Raw genomic sequence first — 19,405 nt, 5'->3', positions numbered from 1 at the left:
CGCCGGGGCCCGCGCCGGTGCCGCCCGGCCCGGCACCGGACCCGATCCCGCAGCCGCCCGGTCCGGACCCCGTGCCGGACCCGGAGCCGGAGCCCCAGCCGGCCTGAACGCGAAGGCGGGCCGCGCCCCTGCCTGGCCGGGCGCACGGCCGGACCGCTCGGAGGCCGCGCGCCCGGCCAGGCCATGCTCGCGGCGCTACCGCGGCGCTGAGCGGCCCCCCGCGGCCGGCTCCTCCGGCCGGACCAGCGCGTCCGCGTGCGCCAGGCCGCTCTCCGCCGCGATCTCGTCCATGGTCTGCGTCTCCCGTACCGTCGCGAATGCCACCGCGCCGTCCGGCCCTGCGGCATGGAAGCCGTAGACGGCGGGCCGCGGCAGGCTGTTGTACGCCCACGGGGTGGAGAAGTAGTACGCCCCCGTGTCGTACAGCACGACCACATCGCCCTCGGCCAGCTCCGGCAGCTCCCGGCCGAACGCCACGACGTCCCCCGCGAAGCAGCACGGGCCCGCGATGTCCTGCGCCAGCACCGGGCCGCCCTTGGGCCGTCCTGCGGGGTCGAACGCACCGATCCGCAGCGGCCAGGCGTCGGGCATGAGGACGGTACGGGTGGCCGTCTGCGCCCCCGCGTGGGTGATCGCGATCCGGCGGCCCCCGGCGTTCTTCGTGTACTCCACACGGGCCCCGATGAACCCGTTCTTCGCGAGCAGCGACCGGCCGAACTCGGTGACCAGGGCGTAACGGCCGGAGAAGAGGCCGGGGGCGGCCGCTTCGAGGGCGGCGACGTAGTCGGCGTAGGTGGGGCGCACGGTGTCGTCGGCGAAGTTGACCGGCAGGCCGCCGCCGATGTCCAGACTGGTCACCCGCCGGGAGCCGAGACGTGTGTTGATCTCCTCGGCCAGTTCGTAGGTCTGTGCCACTCCGGCCGCGATCAATTCCAGTGGGCAGCCCTGGGACCCGACGTGGGCGTGCAGCCGGGACAGCCACGGACGGTCCTCGAACGCCCGCACGACAGCCTCGCGGGCCCCCGGATCGCGCAGCGCCACTCCGAACTTGGCGGTGTCCGTCGCGGTGCTCATCGGCCCGATCGAGCCTCCGCCCACCTGGGGATTGGCCCGCAGTCCGACCACGGAGTCGGTGCCCCCGCTCCGCAGGGCGTCGACGCGACGCAGTTCGTCGAAATTGTCGGCGTTCACCGCAACCCCGAGGGCGAGCGCCAGCCGGATCTCCTCACGGGTCTTGGCGGGGGAGTCCAGCACGACGGAGGCGGGGGTGAATCCGGCCTCCAGTGCGAGACGGAGCTCCCCCGGGCTCGCCACCTCGCATCCCATACCGAGGTCGGCGAGCAGCCGTAGCACGGGGATGAGGGAGCAGGCCTTGGCCGCGAACGTGTGCAGGACGGCGCCGGGTGCGCCGACGAAGGCGCCGTGCAGGGCGGCGACCGAGGCGCGCACCCCGTCCGTGTCGATGAAACCGGCGACGGGCCCGGCCTCGCTGAGCAGTCGGCGCTCCACGGCCGCCCGGACGGCGGCGTCGTACCGGGCGGGGGGCGGTGCCGTGCCGGTGTGCTCGTGTTCCGGGGAAGGCGTCTGTGTCATACGGCCACCATCGCTGATGGCCGCCTCCAGGTCTGCACTACGCCGCAGACGCCCGGGCCGGGGCGGGCCCCGGCTCCGACGGGGTCCTCTTCGCTCGGACGGTCGGGCGTCACCGGGCGCTCTCTGGCACGCTTCCGCTGCGCGGTGAACCGTCGTCCGCCCCGCGACCGATTCGGCCGCAGTGGCGCGGGCGCCGGATGAGCGGGGCGCGGCCCTCGGAACAGCCGGCCCCCGGCGGCGGACCCGGGGTCGGTCGCACAGGCGGTGCCGGCTCCCGAGTACCGGAAGCCGAGTTACCGCGTGACGGCCGCGAGATCCGGCAGCACGTCCTGTACCGCACTCTCGCCGCCCGGCTCGTCCGTGCCGATCGGAAACAGCGGGGCGTCGGTCACGGAGACCACGACAGGCTGGACGGTGGCGGGGTCGGGGACGGCGTCGGGCGTGAGCTCACTCCGGACCGTTACGGCTGACTGAGGCTGCGTCCATGCCTCGGGGCATTCCGCCGCGCTGCGCCAACGGCGACTATGGCCTCATGAGGAAACTTGTCCGCCTTGCCGCCATACCGTTCACCGCAGCCCTGCCCTTACTCGGGGGCTGCGCCCTGGACTCCGGCACGACCAGGGGCCACTCCACCGAGTCACCGCGGCCGACCACGACCACCACAGTCGCTCCCGCCGCCGCCATGCAGCTCGCCGACCACTACCGGCAGGCGAGCGGGGACAAGGACGTGTACGGCATCCAGCGCGACGACGGCCCCGCCGGCGTGCCGTTGCTGACCGTGTGGACGCACAGCGCCGATGCGGACGCCGAACCCTTCGACCGCATGAAGGTCTCTCTCACCGACTATCTGAAGCGCGAGAAGAGCGTAGACCTGAGCAAGGGGTATCTCCTGGACGTGTTCGGACCCGACGGAGGCATCCAGCACCGCCTCGACGCCCGCCCGTAGGCCGTGTGGCGCCTCGACAGGGTGACCACACAAGGGGCCCTCCGCCAGCAGCACCTGAGTCTCCCGGTCGCCCGGCTTGTCCTCCGGATGCAGACTGCCCACCATGACGGCTGCTGCACACAGCAGTCGTACGGTGCAGCCTCCCGGTGGACCGAACGACGGGGGTCCGAGCCCCTGTGCCCGTCCCGCACCCCGCCGTGCCCTCAGCGGCCCGGGCGGGGGAGCGGCACGACGGTGCGACCGGGCCCGGCCCCCGCGCCTCCCGCAGCCGCTCCCCCCGTCCCGGACCCGGACGCGGCGGCCCGCCTCGACCGGGCGGCCTGTTCGCCGCCCCGGAGCGTAGGCGTCGTGGCTCGGAGAGACGGGGGCCCGTCGCGCTGTCGGCACCGGCCCCGACGGCTCCCCTGGCGGTGGGACCCGTGCCCAAGTGCGGCCCCGCGGAAGCCGGCGGCGGCCGCCCGCGCCCCACCACGCACTCGGGCTCCGCTGCCCCAGACGGTCCCGCCGGGACGGGGCGGACCGCGGCGCTTCCCACCGGACGTACACTCGGCCCATGGGACATAGCGTCGAACCGAGGAGGTGCCCGCGCCGGGCCCCCTTCGCGACGCCTCCCGCCGCCACGCGCGCGGCCGTCGTCCCGCTCCCGGCAGAGGCGGCCCCCGGCACGGGACGCACGGCACTGCACGGCCACGGCTAGCGCTCCTCCCCGGCGTTCCGCACCGCGGCGTTCGGCGTGCTCTGCCCCGCCGCCCCTCCGCAGAGCCTCCTCTCCTCTCCGCACGGTCCCCGTCACTTCGGCCGGCCGAGGGCCGAAGACCACCGCCGCCTCCGGCCCCGCCGGACGCGAGATCCACCACGGCTCCACACCATCCGGCCCGCGGCGCACCGCCCGTGCCGCTTCCCGGCGACGTCCGCACGAGCGGGTCGGCGCCGCATTCGAAGGGACCAACGTGAAGCTGAGCGACCTACTGGCCGGGCAGGACCACCACGTGCTGAGGGGAAGCCCCGACCGCACGGACGTCACCTCCGGGGCGACGTTCGACGCGGACCGTGTCACGCCGGGCTCGGTCTTCGTCGCGGTGCCGGACCACGCCGCGGGCGGCCCGGAAGCCGTCGCCCCGGCGGTCGCGCGCGGCGCGGTCGCCGTCCTGGTGGACGAGCAGTCGGTCCCTCTGCCCCCGGCCGTGGGCGATGTGTGCGCGGTGCGCGTGCCCGACGTCCGCAGGGCCGCCGCCGTCGTCGCCTCCCGCTACCACGGTGAGCCGGGCCGCGCGATGGACCTGATCGCCATCACCGGGACCAACGGCAAGACGTCCGTCTCGTACATGACGGAATCGGTGCTGCGGCTCGCCGAGGGGGTACGCGTCGGTGTGATCGGCACAGCCGGCAGCAGGATCGGGGACGAGTTCATTCCGATGCCGCCCTCGGTGCTGACCACCCCGGAGTCGCCCGATCTCCAGTACCTCCTGGGACACATGCGCGACCGCGAGACCGGCAGCGTCGTCCTGGAGGCGACCTCGATGGGCCTGCTGACGCACCGCCTGGAGCGTACGTTCATCGACGTCGGCGTCTTCACGAACCTCACCCAGGACCACCTCGACGACCACGGCACCATGGAGAACTACCGGAACGCCAAGCTCCGTCTCTTCCAGGGCCTGTGCCGGCGCGCCGTGGTCAACGCCGACGACCCGGTGGGCGCCGGCATCCGGAAGTTGATGCCCGACGCGGTGACCACGTACGCGCTGGACGGCGACGCGGACTACCGTGCGAGCGACCTCGCGGTGGACGCCTCCGGAACCCGCTTCACCCTGCACCACGACGGCCGTAAGTACCCGGCGGCGATCCCCTCGCCGGGCCGGTTCTCGGTGTCCAACGCGCTGGCGACGCTGGCGGCCTGCCATCTGCTCGGCCACGGCCTGGCCGGGCTGGTCGACGCGCTGGAGCGGATGCCGCAGATCCCCGGCCGCTTCGAACGGCTCCACACCCCCGAGGGGGCGTCGGTGATCGTGGACTACGCCCACTCGCCGGACTCCCTCAGCAAGGTCCTCACCACGATCCGGGGCTTCGCCCGGGGCCGGGTCATCACCGTCTTCGGCTGCGGCGGCGACCGCGACACCACCAAGCGCGTCGAGATGGGCGAGATCGCGGGCACCCACTCCGACCTGTGTGTGCTCACCTCGGACAACCCCCGTCACGAGGACCCGGAGGCGATCCTCGACCAGATCGCGCCCGGCATCGCGTCGACCGGGACGCCGTTCGAGCGGCACACCGACCGCCGCCTGGCGATCGCCGCCGCACTGGCGGCGGCGCGGCCGGGCGACATCGTGCTCATCGCGGGCAAGGGCAGCGAACCGCACCAGAGCGTCGGGGGTGAACTGCTGCCGTTCAGCGACATGGCCACCGTGCGGGAGCTGATCGAGACGTAGAGGGGCGGCGGGCCGACGGGCTCCGCCGTACGGCGATTCACCACGCCGGTGCGTCAATTCGCGACGATCAAGGTGGTGGTGCGGCAGCCGACGACCTGGGATGCTGGCCCGGCCGCACCTGAACGCCGGGCCGCGGAGCGCAACGGGGGAGCGGGCACAGTGGACGTCTTCACGACGAAGTCGGGCCGGGTGCGGGGGCGGCGAGCCGAGCGTGACCGGGAGGTCGTCACCGTACGGGGCCTCCCTTACGCGGCACCGCCGTTCGGCGTCCGACGATTCCGGGAGCCCCACCCGGCAAAGCCCTGGGACGGGATACGCGACTGCACCGCCTTCGGACCCGTGGCCCCTCAGTCGGCGGAACTGCCCGGCGCGCCCGTCTGGTCGCCGGGGGACGAGGACATCCTCACGCTGAACATCTGGACACCCGCAGAGGGGCCGGGCGATCTGCCCGTCTGGGTCTGGCTCCACGGTGGCGCGTACGTCTTCGGCTCCTCTGCCCAGCCCGACTTCGACGGCACCGCACTGGCCGGCCGGGGGCTGGTCGTCGTCACCCTGAACAGCCGCCTGGGCTTCGAGGGGTTCGGTCACGTCCCCGGCGCGCCCTTCCCCGACAACCGGGGGCTGCTCGACCAGATCGCCGCCCTGGAGTGGGTGCGGGACAACATCGCCGCGTTCGGCGGCTCCCCCGAGAGGGTGACGCTGGCCGGGCAGTCCTCCGGAGCCACCTCGGCGGCCTGCCTGACGGTGGCGGGCCGGGCGCGCGGCCTGTTCCGCCGCGCTGTCCTGCACAGCGCCGTCAACTCCTGTGCCTCGGTGGCGGAAGCGGCCCGCACCACAGCCGAGGTCGCCGCGGCCGCCGGGACACCCGCCACCGCCGCCGGGCTTCTCGCCGCCTCCCCGCACGCCCTCGTGGCCGCGTCCGACCGGGTCGCCGACCGGTACGCGCGAGACCCCGGCTCGGGGCACCGGCACTACGACCCCGCGATCTACGGCCCGGTCACCGACGGCGCTCTCCTGCCGGCCGACCCGCTGGAGGCGCTGGCGGCCGGTGCGGGCGGTGGCGTGGAGCTGCTGGTCTGCCACACCACGGAGGAGTACTGGCTCCTGGACGCGGTCGGCAGCAGCGCGAAGGTCACGACCCGGGAACAGCTCGACGCGTTCACAGCCGACTTCGGGCTTCCCGCGTCCCTGGTCGAGGGCTACCGCGGCCGTCTGCCGACCGCTGCGGTGCTCGACGTCTACCTGGCTGTGTACGCGGACCTCCTGTTCGCCGAGTACAGCACCCGCCTGGCAGAGGCCCACGCACGGGCCGGCGGTCGCGCGCACCTCGCCCGCTTCGACCGGCGCCGGGTCGGCCGGGGCCAACAAGTCCGGGCCTGGCACTGCGCGGACATCCCGTTCGCCTTCGGCAACCTCCACGAGGAGAGCGTCCACTTCCTCATCGGCGGCCCGCCCGGCCGCGCCGACCACGAGCTGGCGCGACGCATGACACGGAGCTGGGCCGACTTCGCGGCCCACGGCGACCCCGGCTGGGAGCCCTTGGGCGGACCCGCCGACAGCGGGGCGCCGGTACGGATCTGGCGCACGGAGACAGAGGGAGCGGCCGCGGACGAGCGGGAGGCGGCGGACGAAGGCGTGGGCGCGATCGGGGCGAGGGGCGGCTTCCGCGATCTGTGGCGCGCGGCCGGGTTGCCTCTTCTGCCGCCGTAACGGCCCGCCTCGACTGCGTAGTCGGCGAAGCCGAGGAGCGCCCGGCCCGCCTCCTTGGCGAAAGCGCCCGCCCGGGCCGCGCGGTCGGGGGCGGGCGCGCTCGCGTCGAGGCGGAGCCGGACCGCGGAGTCGGACCGCCGAGCCATGGTCGTCCGTGGCCGCGAAGGCGGTCTCCGAACCGGCCGGTCCGGGAAAGCGGGTGCGGGAGCCGAGCGGTCCGAGCCGCGGGGACGTGCTTCTCGGCCAGTTTCCTCCACCGCCCGGCGGCCGCCCCCGGTGCTGAGCACCCCGCGCCCTCCGAGCGGCGCGGCCAGTGGTCCCGCCGACGCGGCGGCGGGTGGCCCTCGGCCTCGTCCGCTGTGGGATTCGGTCATGGTCCGCTCTTCGGGCTGGGTCCGCGCCGGGTTCCTGTGACAGTAGGACCTGTGCCGGTGAACCGGACGGGCACGTCCGCTCGGCCCCGGGAGCGGCGGTCGGCGCGCGCCGGTGCCGGGCCCGACCGGACGTTCCGGCGAGCCGGTTCACGTACGTCATTGGCATGGACCTGACCAAAAAACTCCACTACAGTCCGGGACGGCATACCTGAGAGCGCTCTCAGGCACGATCGGCATGCGCTCCCGGACGCCTCCCGTTCCACTCCCACGTCGTTGGAACAACAGGAAGGTCATCCCCTTGAGACACGCAACCATGCTGCGGACCGGTCTCTCCGCACTCCTGCTCCTCGGCGCCTGGGCCGCTGCCGGCCCCGCGACCGCTTCGGCCGCCCCCGCCGACTCCGCCGGCCCTCCCGCCTCCGCGGCGCTGCTCTCCGCGATGCAGCGCGACCTCGGCCTCACCGACGACCAGGCCCGTGCGCGGCTCGCCGACGAGAAGGCGGCGACGGCGCTGGAGCCGAAGGCCGAGCGCGCCGCGGGAGCCGCCTACGGCGGCTCCTGGTTCGACGCGGAGACCGGGAAGCTCACCGTCGCGGTGACGGACACGGCCAAGGCCGCCGCGGTCCGGGCCACCGGCGCCCGAACCCGGCTCGTCGAACACTCGGCGAAGCAGCTCGATGCCGCGAAGGCGCGCATCGACGCGCTGCCCGCACCGGCCGGGGTGAGCAGCTGGCACGTCGACCCGGCGACCAGCAGCGTCGTCGTGAACGTCGTGGAGTCCCAGCAGACTGACAACGATGTCCGGGCGTTCGTGGCCAAGGCCCGGAAGGCCGGCCCCGTCACGGTGGGAACGACGGCCGAAGCGCCGCAGACCTTCGCGGCCGGAACGGTCGGCGGTGACCCCTACTACACCGGCAACGTCCGCTGCTCCATCGGATTCTCCGTGCACGGCGGCTTCGTCACCGCAGGCCACTGCGGCGGAGTCGGCCAGTCCGTGCGTGGCTGGGACGGATCGGCCATCGGCAACTTCCAGGGCTCGTCCTTCCCCGGAAACGACTACGCCTGGGTGAACGTGGCGAACGGCTGGTGGACCGTGCCGGTCGTCCTCGGCTGGGGGACCGTGTCCGACCAGCTGGTCCGCGGCTCCAACGAGGCTCCGATCGGCGCCTCGATCTGCCGTTCCGGTTCCACCACGCGCTGGCACTGCGGCCGGGTCCTGGCCAAGAACGAGACCGTCAACTACAGCCAGGGCGCGGTGCACCAGATGACCAAGACGAGCGTCTGCGCCGAGGGCGGTGACTCCGGCGGCTCGTTCATCAGCGGCGACCAGGCCCAGGGGGTCACCTCCGGCGGCTGGGGCAACTGCTCCGGCGGCGGCGAGACCTGGTACCAGCCGGTCAACGAGATCCTCAACCGGTACGGGCTGACCCTGCACACCGCGTGACGCGCGGGAGCCGCGCCCGTCTGACCGACAGACGGCGCGGCTCCCGTCGGCCGTGCCGGAACACGGCGTCAGCCCCCGCTGCCGGCGGCCCCGGGCGGGGCCCAGCCCGGGTCGACACGTCCGAGCCATACGTCCTGCGCATCGGCCAACGGCTCCGGCAGAGGGAATGGCGCGAACCGGCAGACGAACCGCATCCTCGCGTCGTTCCCCTCCCCGCGGACGCGGTGCTCCCAGGTCGACGGGCCGTCCCCCGGAGCCTCCAGCAGGTGAAACGTGGTCAGGCGGGGCTGCCTGGTCACGGGATGCGCGCGACCGTCCACCGCGAGCCGCCGCATGACGCGGACGTCGGTCAGTCCGGTCTCCTCTGCGACCTCGCGCAGCACGGCGCATTTTGGCGTCTCGCCCGGCCGGACGCCGCCCACGGGGACCTGGACACCCGCCTCGGGAGCGTCCGGGTGGTCGAACACCGGGAGTGCGATGAGGGGTGACGCCCTATCACGTAGGCGGCGACCCGGACGCGGGGCGTGGGAGGGGAGCAGTGCCGGTCCCTGGGGGCATATTCACGCACGGCGTGTCCCGGCCGGACACACGCCCTCGGGACACGCGTCGGAGGCGCCGCGCGTCCGGCCGGCCCCTCCGCCCTGGTGCGGCGTATTCCAGCCATGCGTCGTCAGCGGGCGGCCGAGTATCACCTTTTGCTTGCGCTCAGTCACGGTGCCGACCTACGTTGCCCCTTGCGATGAGTCACTGAGCCAGTGGGGGAGCCAGGTATGGCCGCGAACGGACGGCACCGCAGGTATCAGCCCAGCCGTATCAACCGCGTCTCGCTCACGGTGACGGCGAGCGGCGCGGGCCTCGCGCTCCCGCTCATCGCCGCGACCTCGGCGGGGGCCGCTTCGAGCGAGACCTGGGAGAAGGTGGCCGCCTGCGAGTCCAGCGGCGACTGGACAGTCAACACGGGCAACGGCTACTACGGCGGCCTCCAGTTCAGCGGTTCCACCTGGGCGGCCTTCGGCGGCACGCAGTACGCGCCGCGCGCCGATCTCGCCACCCGCGACCAGCAGATAGCCGTCGCCGAGAAGGTCCTGGACGGCCAGGGCCCCGGCGCGTGGCCGACCTGTTCGGACCGTGCGGGGCTGGCCGGGGACGCGCCGCAGGCCGGTCCGCAGACGGCGACCGCCGCGCAGAGTGCGGGCAGCCGAGCCGTACGGGCCGCGGCTCCGCAGAGCGCACCGCCCCGCCGGGCCCAGGAGCGTCCCGCAGAGGCGACGCCGACCCACGTGCCCGGCAAGCGGGACTCCTACACCGTGGCGAGCGGCGACTCCCTCTCCGGGATCGCGGCCACGGAGCGCGTACGAGGCGGCTGGCAGGGGCTCTACGCGGCCAACCGCACAGTCGTCGGGGAGGACCCCGACCTGATCTTCCCCGGTCAGCGGCTGAGCCTCGCTGCCGGCGGGGCGACGAAGCCGACCGACCGGAAGAGCGCCGAGAAGCCGGCGCCGACGACGGAGAAGGCCGCCCCGAAGCCCTCGCGCCCGGCGGCCGAACCCGAGGCGAAGAAGGCCGAACGGCCCGCGGCGGCACCCAAGCAGGCAGCACCCAAGCAGGCAGCACCCAAGCAGGCGGCGCCGAAGCAGGCGGCGCCCGAGCGGGCGGCGCCCGAGAAGGAAGCACCGAAGAAGGAAACGCCGAAGCAGGCCGCGCCCCGCAAGGAACAGCCCGCGCCCGAGCGGGCCGTGAAGCACACGGGTTTCAGCGCCCCGGTGGCCGCCGGCACCGGTACCCCTTACCGGCAGGCCGGCTCCTGGTCCAGTGGCTACCACACCGGCGTCGACTTCCCCGTGCCCACCGGCACACCGGTGAAGTCGGTGTCTTCGGGCCGGGTCGTCTCCGCCGGCTGGGCGGGAGCGTACGGCTACGAGGTCGTCATCCGGCACGACGACGGCAGGTTCAGCCAGTACGCCCATCTCTCCGCACTCCACGTGCGGGCAGGGCAGTCGGTCTCCGGCGGGCAGCGGATCGCCCGCTCCGGCTCCACGGGCAACAGCACGGGGCCCCACCTCCACTTCGAGATCCGGACGGGCCCCGGCTACGGGTCGGACATCGACCCGCTCGCCTACCTCCGGGCGGGCGGCGTCAGGGTCTGACCCGCCCGCCAAACGCGCCCTACGGGCCGCCGCGGCGCCCCGGACTCCGCCCGCGGCACGGCACGCCCCGGCGGCAGTCGCGGCGATGAGGTGTGCGGTACGAGGGCCGGTCCAGGTCCGGCCGGCTCCGCGACGAGCACCGCGGGCGCGAGCACCACACCGCCGCCCCCTCGCGCCGCGCCCACCGGCGGCGCGGCGGCCGTGGCCCGCGCGGCGGAAGGCCCCGCGCCGCCCGGCGCGGCATCGGCGACCGCCTGCCCGTGCCGCGCCCTGTCCCCGGCCCGGTCCAGGGCCGTCCGCCGCTTCCCGGCGCGCTCCGCGCTCAGCCGCTCCCGCGTCAGCAGGACGAGGCCGCCCGCCGCGAGCACCCCGCAGGCGAGGGCCAGCGCCGTGCCCGGCGCGCCGTGGCGGAAGTGCTCGCCGAACAGGGTGATGCCGACTGCGGCGGCCACCACCGGGTTGACCACCGTCACTGTCGCCAGCGGGGCCGTGAGCCCCGCACCGCGGTAGGCCGCCTGGGCCAGCAGCAGGCCCGCCGCCGCGAGCCCGGCGATCACCAGCAGCGTCGGCAGCCCCGAGGTGACCGAGCCGGACGTCCACTCCACGGCCACGGTCTTGGTGAACACCGAGGCCATGCCGAACGCCCCGCCGGCCCCCGTGGCCAGGACGACGCCCCGCAGGACCGGGCGGCGCAGCCCGCGTGCCAGCACCACGACCGCGGCGACCGCCCCGAACGCCACCGTCGCCAGCAGCAGTCGCTCGGGACCGTCAAGGGTGTGCGGCGCCGCGTCCCCGGTGAGCGCCAGCAGCCCGCCGAGCCCGGACGTCGCCATGAGCGCGCCACGCCAGGCCGTCGCGCCGGTACCGCGCCGTACGAAGAGGGCCGCCAGCGGCAGGGCGAAGACGATCGTCAGCGCGCCGAGCGGCTGGACCAGGCTCAGCGGACCGTAGGCCAGGGCGATCACGTGCAGGATCGCGCCGACCCCGTTGAGCAGCACGGCGACCCACCACACCCCGTTGCGCACCAGGGCGGACGAGGAGGTGTCGCCGGTCGCGGCCACGCGCTCCTGGATGATCGCCCCGGCCGCGTAGGCTACCGCGGAGATCAGTGACAGCAGCACGGACAGCGCAAGGGAGCTCATGTACCCCACGATGTCCCGTCCGGAGCCCCGCGTCGTCGTCCTTGAGGCGGCATTTCGGCGTACTGCTCCGGTAGTACGCCCCTCGGGCCGACGTCCTCCTCTCGACGGTGGCCCCGTTTCCCCCGGCCGTCAGAAGCGGTCCGCCGCCGGATAACGTGAGCGGCGACACCGGTACGGCCGGTCCCCGTAGGGCCTGTCGCGGGCACGGCGACCGACCGGCCGCGGGCCGAGAGGAGCATGGCATGGACCTGACGCTCATGGCGTCCGTCGGAGGATTCTTCGCGCTGCGGACCACCCCGGTGCGGGGCGGCGCCCACCGTCCCATGGCGCGGCTCTACGCGGGCGAGACCGGGCCGCTCACCGAGCGTGTCGACCGGGTCGCCGACCGCCTCTCCGCCCCCGAGCGCAGGGTCGCCGCCTCCATCGCCCACCTCGGGCTGGCCGCGCGGCTCTGGTCGATCGCGCTGGGCTCCGCCGCGCTCTTCGGCCGTCTCCCCGCCCTGGCGCCCGGCGCCCTCCACTGGGACCCGCTCTCCACCGCCCCGCAGGACCTGTGGCTCGCGGACACGGAAGAGCTGCCCGGCACGGCGGCCCGCATCCGCGAGGAGGTCCAGTACGGCCACCTGGCGCCCCTGGCGCGCGCGTTCCGGCACGACGGGAACATCTCCCCGCGACTGTTGTGGGGCAACGCGGGGTCGGCGCTCGCCGGGGCGGTACGCGAGCTCGTCGTCTTCGCCCGCGCGCAGGACCGGCCGGATGTGGCCAGGCGGGCCCGCGCGCTGGCGGCCGAGCTCTTCGACGACCCAGAGCTGCGCACCACCGGGGCCCCGCACGGACCGGCGTTCCGGCGGCGCAGCTGCTGCCTGTACTGGCGGGCGCCGGGGGGCGGGCTGTGCGGGGACTGCGTGTTCGACCGGGCGCCCGGGGCGGGGCGGTAGCCGCGCCGCCCCGGGGCCGTCAGGACGGCAGTACGGCGTCGATGGCCTCGTCCACGCTCGGCAGGACCGGCAGGGCGCTGTCGAGCCCGATCATGCCGATCAGCCGCTGCATGAACGGGGAAGGGGCGGCCAGCCGCAGCCGGTCGCCCAGGGCGGTGTGGCTCTGGAGCAGCACGTTCACCGTGGTGGAGTCCGCGAAGCCCACGCCGGAGAGATCCACCACGACCGGCCCCGCCCCCTCCGCGGCCGCAGCGGTGAGTGCGAGGCCCAGCGGTGGGACGCTGTCGACGTCGAGGTCACCCGAGACGGCCAGAACCAGAGCACCCCGCTCCTGGCGGGTGGTGACGCTGACTGCCTTGTCTTCGTGGGGCGATGAAAGCACGGAGGGCACCTCGGACGGTTCGGGAGGGGACGGGAGCCGCTCCGTCGGACGGGCCGACGCGGTTCCGTCCCTGGTCGGGGCGGGGTACGGAGTAACGATAGAAGTAACAGTTGCTATTTGACAACATTCTCCATCTGGTAACAATCTGATCCCTGACGGTTGCTCGGCCGACCGGCGAGGGCAACGGGCCGATGGATGCGGAAGCAGGGGCTGGATGAGGCCAGGGCCTCTCATGAGGATCATGCCGGGCTCGTCCGCGGCCATCATGGCCTCGCCATGACCCCATCTCCCGTGCGGCCGTGCGCCCGCCGCCGACGGCCCCGATCCTGCCGAGCCGGACGGACGCCCCTAAGCACTGTCGGCGACATCGTCCCGGACGCGCGATCTTGCCGTGCCCTTCTGAGGGGAGAGGCGCTCCGAGGCGGCCGCGTGGAAGGCCCGCAGGCCCTCGGCGAGCGCCGCGACCGCGGCAGGACCCATCCGGTCGAGGACGGCGTTCAGCTCCCCGGCGCGCAGGGCCCGGTACTCTTCCAGCAGGGTGCGGCCGCGCAGGCTCAGTCGCAGCTCCACCTCACGCCGGCTGACCGGACTCGGCTCCCGCTGGACGAGCCCCATGGCCTCCATGCGGTCGCACAGCCTGCTCACGGAAGGCGCGCGGGACCCGAGGGCCTCCGCCAGCGCGCGCAGATTGGTGCCCTCCTGCCGCTCGATGACGAGCAGGGCCCGCAACTGGGAGGGCGATACGGTCCCCGAAGCGGCGGCTTCCTGGCCGCGGCCCCACAGCACTTCCAGCAGTTCCGAGGCTGCGAGGGCGTCGGCGGACACCTGTTCGCGACTGGTCTGGCGGAAGGCTCGGTGGGGCATTCAGCCACTGTGTCACCCGTCAGGCCTGCTTGTCAGCCCGGACCCGGCCACCACCACGCCGCAGGACGAAGGACGCACGAGAGACCGTGAACAGACGAACGGACATCGAGGCCGCCGTGAGGGCCGCGGCGCCGCACGCGCTGCTGGCGACCCTGCGCGCCGGACTCATCAGCGCCTACGGTGCTCTCGCGGTGGAGCTGCACCTCGCCGACTACGGACTGCGGGTCCTCAAGCCCCTGGACCGGCCCGACGGCGACGACGAGCCGCTCTCCCTGCACAACAGCCCCGAGGGCCGGGCCTTCGGCAGCCAGGAGCCCGGCGAGCAGCAGGTCCGGCACGACGACGCGGTCGACCACCACCTCCCGGTGACCGTACGCGGGGAGCGCCTGGGCATCCTCACCGTCCGGCTGCCCCAGACGCTCTCCACCCCCGAGCTGGTCGGCGAGCTGACGCACGTCGCCGATCTGCTGGGCCACGAGATCCTGGTCGCGGAACGGGACACCGACCTCTATCAGCGCGCCCGGCGCACCACCCGTCTCACCCTCGCGGCCGAGATGCAGTGGCAGCTGCTGCCGGCCCGCGCCTGCACCGCGGCGGAGTTCGCGATCGGCGCCCAGCTCGAACCCGCGTACGCCATCCACGGCGACAACTTCGACTGGGCCGCCGACGCCGACGAGCTGACCGTCGCGGTGACCAACGGTATGGGCGAGGGCATACAGGCCTCTCTGCTGACCAATCTCGCCGTCAACGCCCTGCGCAACGCCCGCCGGGCCGGTATCGGCATCGCGGACCAGGCGGCCCTCGCCGACCAGGCGCTCTACGACCAGCACCGCGGGGCCTCGCACGTCTCCACGCTGCTGCTCCGCTTCGAGCTGGCGACCGGACGGGTCGGGGTCGTCGACGCAGGATCACCCCAGCTGTGGCTCCAGCGCGGCCGTACGGTCGGCCGGGTACAGCTGGAGGCGCAGCTTCCGCTCGGGATGTTCCAGGAGTCGCAGTACACGGTCCAGGAGCTTCATGTGGAGCCCGGCGACCGGCTGCTGATGCTCAGCGACGGCGTCTACGACGCGGTCTCCCCGCTGGGCGAGGCGTACGGGGAGCGCGCGCTGGCCCGTGCCATCCAGGCGACGCGACTGCTTCCGGCCGCCACCGTGCCGCGGGCGCTGCTCGGTGAGCTCGCGGAGTACCGGGGCGCCGAGACGCTCGACGACGCGCTGGTGCTGTGCCTGGACTGGTTCGGCCGGCAGCCCGACGCCGACTGAGAGGGCCGGGTCCGGCCCCGCTGCTCCCGTCGGCGGAGCAGTGGGAGGCCTCGGCGTGCCGCGTCGCAGCCGGAGCAAGCCCGCCGCCCCCGGCCCCGCGCGGCGTGGCGGACGTGCCCGCCGCCGCGCGGCCGTCCGAGCCGCGACTCAGGTGCTGAGCTGGAACTCCGCCCGGATGCGCTTGCCCACCGGCACCCGCTCAGCGGTGAGCCGGTCGCACAGCGCCACGACGATCTCCATGCCGTGGCCGCCCGGCCGGGTGGGGTCGGGAGCGTAGAGCACGGGCATCGCCGTGCTGCTGTCGTACACCGTGACCGTGATGAGTCGCGCGCTGCCCTCCAGCTCCAGGAGGTAGGGGCCGTGGCTGTAGCGGTCGGCGTTGGTGACCAGCTCGCTCACGGCCAGCATGAGATCGCTGCGCGTGTGGGGGCCGAGCGGGGCGAGACACTCCACCGCGAGCCGCGTGAGGAACCGGTCGGCGAGCGCGCGGGCCAGCGCGATGCAGCCGGGCTCGCCGTCGAAGACCTCGGCGCTGAGCAGCACGTCGGGGGGCCGCAGCTCCTGACCGGGGTCTTCCGGTGGGGAGGTGACCTGTTCGTTCATGTGCTCCAGCCAGGCGCCGCAGTGAGGTCGGAGACCTTTTCCGCCATGCGTCTACCCGTGGCGAAGAATCCCACTCCAGGAGATCCGGACCGATCCTACGCACGTCCGGGCAATCGCACCACGGTCACGAAGAACTCGTCGATCTGGCGCACCGCGGCGATGAACTGGTCCAGGTCCACCGGCTTGGTCACATAGGCGTTGGCGTGCAGCTTGTAGCTGCGCAGGATGTCCTCCTCCGCGGACGAGGTGGTGAGGACGACCACCGGGATGAGAGCCAGCTCGGGGTCGCCCTTGATCTGCTCCAGCACCTGCCGGCCGTCGTACTTGGGCAGGTTCAGGTCGAGCAGCACCAGGTCCGGGCGCGGGGCCCCGGTGTGATCGCCGCGCCGGTAGAGGAAGTCCAGCGCCTCCTGCCCGTCGCGCACGACGTGCAGCGTGTTGCGGATCTTGTTGTCCTCGAACGCCTCGCGGGTCATCAGCTCGTCGCCGGGGTCGTCCTCGACGAGAAGGACCTCGATGGGCTGGGCGGGGGTGGTCACGAAGGTTCTCCCGGCTGGCTGGTGATCAGGGCGGGAGCGAGCAGCTCCGCCGTGGTGTGCGTGGGCGCCTCGGGCGCCACGGGCAGGGTGAAGTGGACCCGGGTGCCTTCGCCCGGGTCGGGCTCCAGCCAGACCCGCCCGCCGTGGAACTCGATGATCTTCCGGCAGAGCGCGAGACCGATGCCCGTGCCCTCGTACTCGTCGCGCGCGTGCAGCCGCTGGAAGATGACGAACACCTTGTCCGCGAACTCGGGCGCGATGCCGATCCCGTTGTCCGACACGGTCAGGTGCCAGTTCTCGTCCTCGCGTACGCAGCCGACGGTGATCCGGCAGGGGGCGTCGTCCCGGCGGAACTTGACCGCGTTTCCGATGAGGTTCTGCCAGACCATGGTGAGGGCGGTGGCGTCGCCGAGCAGTTCGGGCAGTTCGGCGGGGCGCTCGATCGTCGCGCCCGCTTCCTCGACGGCCACCGCCAGGTTGCCCACGGCACGGTCCAGCGCCCGGTCCAGGTCGACCTGCTTCCAGCTGTCGTGGACGCGGCCGACCCGCGAGAAGGTCAGCAGGTCGTTGATGAGCACCTGCATGCGCTTGGCCCCGTCCACCGCGAAGGCGATGTACTGCTTGCCCCGGTCGTCGAGCTCCTTGCCGTACCGCTTCTCCAGGAGCTGGCAGAAGGAGGCGACCTTGCGCAGCGGTTCCTGGAGGTCGTGGGAGGCGACGTACGCGAACTGTTCCAGCTCCGAGTTGGAGCGGCGCAGCTCCTGTGTCTGCTCCGCCAGCAGGGCCTCGCGGCTCTGGGCCTCGGCCAGCTCGTCGGCCAGCCGCCGGCGCATGTCCTCGACCGCCCAGGCCACGGCCTGGACGTCGGAGGGCCCCTTGATCTCGATCAGCTTGCCGAAGTCACGCGAGCGGACCCGCTGGGAGGCGACGCGCAGCCTGTTCAGCGGCACGCCCACCACCCGGTGGAGCAGCACGCTCAACGCCAGCACGGTCAGTACGAAGACGCTGACCAGGGTGAAAAGGACCTGGTCGCGAGTCGTCCGGGCGGCGCCGAGATCGGCCCGCGCCCGGTCGCGGGCCTCGGCGAGATGGTCCTGCTGGACGCCGTAGGCCTGCCGCAGCGTGTCGAAGTCCGCCTTGCTGCGCTGCAGCTCCCCGGAGACGCCGGCCACGCTCGGCCCCTGGCTCCGGACCGTCTCCATCAGCGGCTCCGCCTTGCTCTCCCGCCACTGCCGCGCGACGTCGGCGATGGTGTCGAGATCGTCGGCGAACTGCTTCTGGGAGCCGACCAGACGCCTGATCTGAGCGAGCCGTTCCCGCTCGGCGGCCTTCCCCGACTCGTAGGGCTGGAGGAACGAGTCATCGCCGGTCAGCGCGAACCCCCTGACCCCGGTCTCCTGGTCCAGCAGAGCGTTCTGGAGCTGGAAGGACGCCGACCTGGCCGGCTGGATGCGGTCCACGAGCTCGGTCGTACGGTCGGATATCCGGGCCAGCACGAGTCCGCCGATCACCAGACAGCCGCAGACGACCACGACGAACCCGCCGAGAATCAGGTGCACCCAGTTCTGCACCGACAGCCGGGAGGCGAATCCGCCCCGGGGGACGACCTTGACGCGTTCAGTGTTCATCGTTCCTCGGTTCCGTTCCCCAGCCCAGATGCAGCACGGCCACGTCGTCCGCCAGACCGCCGTAGGGAGCGGCCCCCTCGGAGGCCCCCGCCACCAGGGCGTCCACGAACGCACGGGCCGGCAGATGGCCGTGGGTCCGTGCCATCGCGAGCAGACCCTCCTCGCCGAGCCGGCTCTCCGGCCCGGTGCGCCCCTCGAAGAGACCGTCCGTGAAGAGCACGAGCCCCGCGCCGGGCGTCAGCGGGACGTCCACCGCCGGCCAGCGGCCCGCCCCGGGCAGCAGCCCGAGCGCCATACCGCCCTCGGGCTCCACCCAGTCGACCTCCGTGCCCCGGCGCAGCAGCAGGCCGGGGTGGCCCGCCCGCACGACCTGGGCGTGTCGGCCGTCGGGAGGGAACGTCAGCGCGGTGACCGTGGCGAAGACGTGCGAGTCGGAGCGCTCGGCGACCAGGATCTCCTCCAGGAGGGCCATCTGCTCCACGGGGGGCGTACCGCACAGCACGGCGGTACGCCAGGCCACCCGGAGGCAGACCCCGAGCGCGGCCTCCGCAGCACCGTGCCCCGAGACGTCGCCGATCACCGCGTGCACCGTGCCGTCGGACGTCTGGACGACGTCGTAGAAGTCACCGCTCAGCAGCCCGTGGACGCGCCCCGGCTCGTAGCGGGCGCGGGCGCGGAAGCGGTCGTCCCGCAGCAGCGGAACGGGCAGCAGTCCCCGCTCCAGCCGGGCGTTCTCCTGGGCGATGAGGCGGTTGGCGTGCAGCGCGGCCGCCGCCCGCTCCACCTCCTTGCGCTGGAGCGCGTAACGGATCGCCCGCGCCAGCACCTCGGGGCCCAGCCGTCCCTTGACCAGATAGTCCTGGGCGCCCTGCGCGACCGCGCGCAGTCCGGTGCCCGACTCCTCGAGACCGGTGAGGACCACGATCGCGGCATCGCTGTCGGATTCCAGTATCTGGCGCACCGCGTCCAACCCGTGGACATCGGGGAGGTGCAGATCCAGGAGCACGCACACCGGGGTGGTGCACGTGCGCAGAAAAGCGCGAGCCTCGGCCAGGGTCTTGCACCAGGTCAGAGCGGAGTCCAGCTCACTGTCGGTGAGCATCTCCTCGACCAGCAGGGCATCGCCCGCATCGTCCTCCACCAGCAGGATCGACGCGTCCAGATTCCACAGGAGAGCGTCGGGGGACGGGATGCTCCCGCCCTGCTGAGAGGGGATTCCGGCGATGCCCACAGGCTTCAGCGACGTGCCCACGGGCGACTCGGTCAACCCTCCACCCCCTTGTACGACGGCGCGGTATATCCGGCCGGATCGTCAGGAAGCATAGGCGAGCGACGGACCCCGGCGGAGCCGGGACGGCTCGGCGAACGGATGCGGACCGTCCGTCGGGCCCGGCGGACGGCGGTTTT

At 73.5% G+C, this 19,405-nt stretch carries 16 protein-coding genes; 7 read left to right on the top strand and 9 right to left on the bottom strand.

Going from position 1 to position 19,405, the window contains the following annotated elements:
- Positions 1-195: 195 nt before the first annotated feature.
- Positions 196-1,593, bottom strand: a complete 1,398-nt coding sequence (locus V9U70_RS21835) for a type III PLP-dependent enzyme domain-containing protein (protein ID WP_336677715.1) — start codon at positions 1,591-1,593, stop codon at positions 196-198.
- Between the two features lie 532 nt (positions 1,594-2,125).
- On the opposite strand from V9U70_RS21835, the gene V9U70_RS21830 reads away from it, so the two are divergent.
- The 4 genes from V9U70_RS21830 to V9U70_RS21815 all read left to right on the top strand — a co-directional run bounded on the left by V9U70_RS21830 (position 2,126) and on the right by V9U70_RS21815 (position 8,493).
- Entirely contained in the window at positions 2,126-2,539 is a 414-nt protein-coding gene (locus V9U70_RS21830; protein WP_336677713.1) for a hypothetical protein, read from the top strand.
- Between the two features lie 950 nt (positions 2,540-3,489).
- Complete coding sequence (locus V9U70_RS21825) at positions 3,490-4,965, top strand: UDP-N-acetylmuramoyl-L-alanyl-D-glutamate--2,6-diaminopimelate ligase (RefSeq protein WP_336677712.1); 1,476 nt, start codon at positions 3,490-3,492, stop codon at positions 4,963-4,965.
- 159 nt (positions 4,966-5,124) lie between these two features.
- Positions 5,125-6,675, top strand: a complete 1,551-nt coding sequence (locus tag V9U70_RS21820) for a carboxylesterase/lipase family protein (RefSeq protein ID WP_336677710.1) — start codon at positions 5,125-5,127, stop codon at positions 6,673-6,675.
- Positions 6,676-7,362: 687 nt separating this feature from the next.
- Positions 7,363-8,493 carry a S1 family peptidase gene (locus tag V9U70_RS21815; protein ID WP_336677723.1) on the top strand — a complete coding sequence of 377 codons (1,131 nt, stop codon included), beginning with the start codon at positions 7,363-7,365 and terminating at the stop codon, positions 8,491-8,493.
- A gap of 68 nt (positions 8,494-8,561) precedes the next feature.
- Here the strand turns inward: V9U70_RS21815 and V9U70_RS21810 are convergent, their stop codons facing one another.
- Positions 8,562-8,960: an NUDIX domain-containing protein gene (locus tag V9U70_RS21810; protein ID WP_419724009.1), complete on the bottom strand. Its 399-nt coding sequence runs from the start codon at positions 8,958-8,960 to the stop codon at positions 8,562-8,564.
- 303 nt (positions 8,961-9,263) lie between these two features.
- Here V9U70_RS21810 and V9U70_RS21805 point away from each other — a divergent pair, with 303 nt between their 5' ends.
- Positions 9,264-10,640, top strand: a complete 1,377-nt coding sequence (locus V9U70_RS21805; RefSeq protein ID WP_336677709.1) for a transglycosylase family protein — start codon at positions 9,264-9,266, stop codon at positions 10,638-10,640.
- On the opposite strand, the gene V9U70_RS21800 is transcribed toward V9U70_RS21805, so the two are convergent.
- Positions 10,610-11,782 carry a DMT family transporter gene (locus V9U70_RS21800; RefSeq protein WP_419724008.1) on the bottom strand — a complete coding sequence of 391 codons (1,173 nt, stop codon included), beginning with the start codon at positions 11,780-11,782 and terminating at the stop codon, positions 10,610-10,612. The two genes, V9U70_RS21805 and V9U70_RS21800, sit on opposite strands and share 31 nt — an antisense overlap.
- A 242-nt stretch (positions 11,783-12,024) precedes the next feature.
- On the opposite strand from V9U70_RS21800, the gene V9U70_RS21795 reads away from it, so the two are divergent.
- The gene (locus V9U70_RS21795) at positions 12,025-12,720 is read left to right on the top strand and encodes a (2Fe-2S)-binding protein (RefSeq protein WP_336677705.1); all 696 of its coding nucleotides are present in this window, start codon (positions 12,025-12,027) and stop codon (positions 12,718-12,720) included.
- A gap of 19 nt (positions 12,721-12,739) precedes the next feature.
- Here V9U70_RS21795 and V9U70_RS21790 read toward each other — a convergent pair whose 3' ends face one another.
- Positions 12,740-13,102, bottom strand: a complete 363-nt coding sequence (locus V9U70_RS21790) for an STAS domain-containing protein (protein ID WP_336677704.1) — start codon at positions 13,100-13,102, stop codon at positions 12,740-12,742.
- Positions 13,103-13,450: 348 nt separating this feature from the next.
- A complete protein-coding gene (locus V9U70_RS21785; protein ID WP_336677703.1) occupies positions 13,451-13,966 on the bottom strand; it encodes a MarR family winged helix-turn-helix transcriptional regulator in 516 nt (171 codons plus the stop codon).
- Between the two features lie 86 nt (positions 13,967-14,052).
- On the opposite strand from V9U70_RS21785, the gene V9U70_RS21780 reads away from it, so the two are divergent.
- The gene (locus tag V9U70_RS21780) at positions 14,053-15,228 is read left to right on the top strand and encodes a PP2C family protein-serine/threonine phosphatase (protein ID WP_336677701.1); all 1,176 of its coding nucleotides are present in this window, start codon (positions 14,053-14,055) and stop codon (positions 15,226-15,228) included.
- A 147-nt stretch (positions 15,229-15,375) separates the two neighbouring features.
- On the opposite strand, the gene V9U70_RS21775 is transcribed toward V9U70_RS21780, so the two are convergent.
- The 4 genes from V9U70_RS21775 to V9U70_RS21760 all read right to left on the bottom strand — a co-directional run bounded on the left by V9U70_RS21775 (position 15,376) and on the right by V9U70_RS21760 (position 19,229).
- Positions 15,376-15,831 carry an ATP-binding protein gene (locus V9U70_RS21775; protein ID WP_336677700.1) on the bottom strand — a complete coding sequence of 152 codons (456 nt, stop codon included), beginning with the start codon at positions 15,829-15,831 and terminating at the stop codon, positions 15,376-15,378.
- 95 nt (positions 15,832-15,926) lie between these two features.
- Complete coding sequence (locus V9U70_RS21770; protein ID WP_336677698.1) at positions 15,927-16,370, bottom strand: response regulator; 444 nt, start codon at positions 16,368-16,370, stop codon at positions 15,927-15,929.
- A complete protein-coding gene (locus V9U70_RS21765; protein WP_336677697.1) occupies positions 16,367-17,998 on the bottom strand; it encodes a sensor histidine kinase in 1,632 nt (543 codons plus the stop codon). The genes V9U70_RS21770 and V9U70_RS21765 overlap by 4 nt, the downstream gene beginning before the upstream one ends.
- A complete protein-coding gene (locus V9U70_RS21760; RefSeq protein ID WP_336677722.1) occupies positions 17,988-19,229 on the bottom strand; it encodes a PP2C family protein-serine/threonine phosphatase in 1,242 nt (413 codons plus the stop codon). The genes V9U70_RS21765 and V9U70_RS21760 overlap by 11 nt, the downstream gene beginning before the upstream one ends.
- Positions 19,230-19,405 lie beyond the last annotated feature (176 nt).

It is taken from the genome of Streptomyces pratensis, from assembly GCF_037137275.1.
Classification (GTDB): domain Bacteria; phylum Actinomycetota; class Actinomycetes; order Streptomycetales; family Streptomycetaceae; genus Streptomyces; species Streptomyces pratensis_B.
This window is presented reverse-complemented; position numbering and strand designations above follow the sequence as displayed.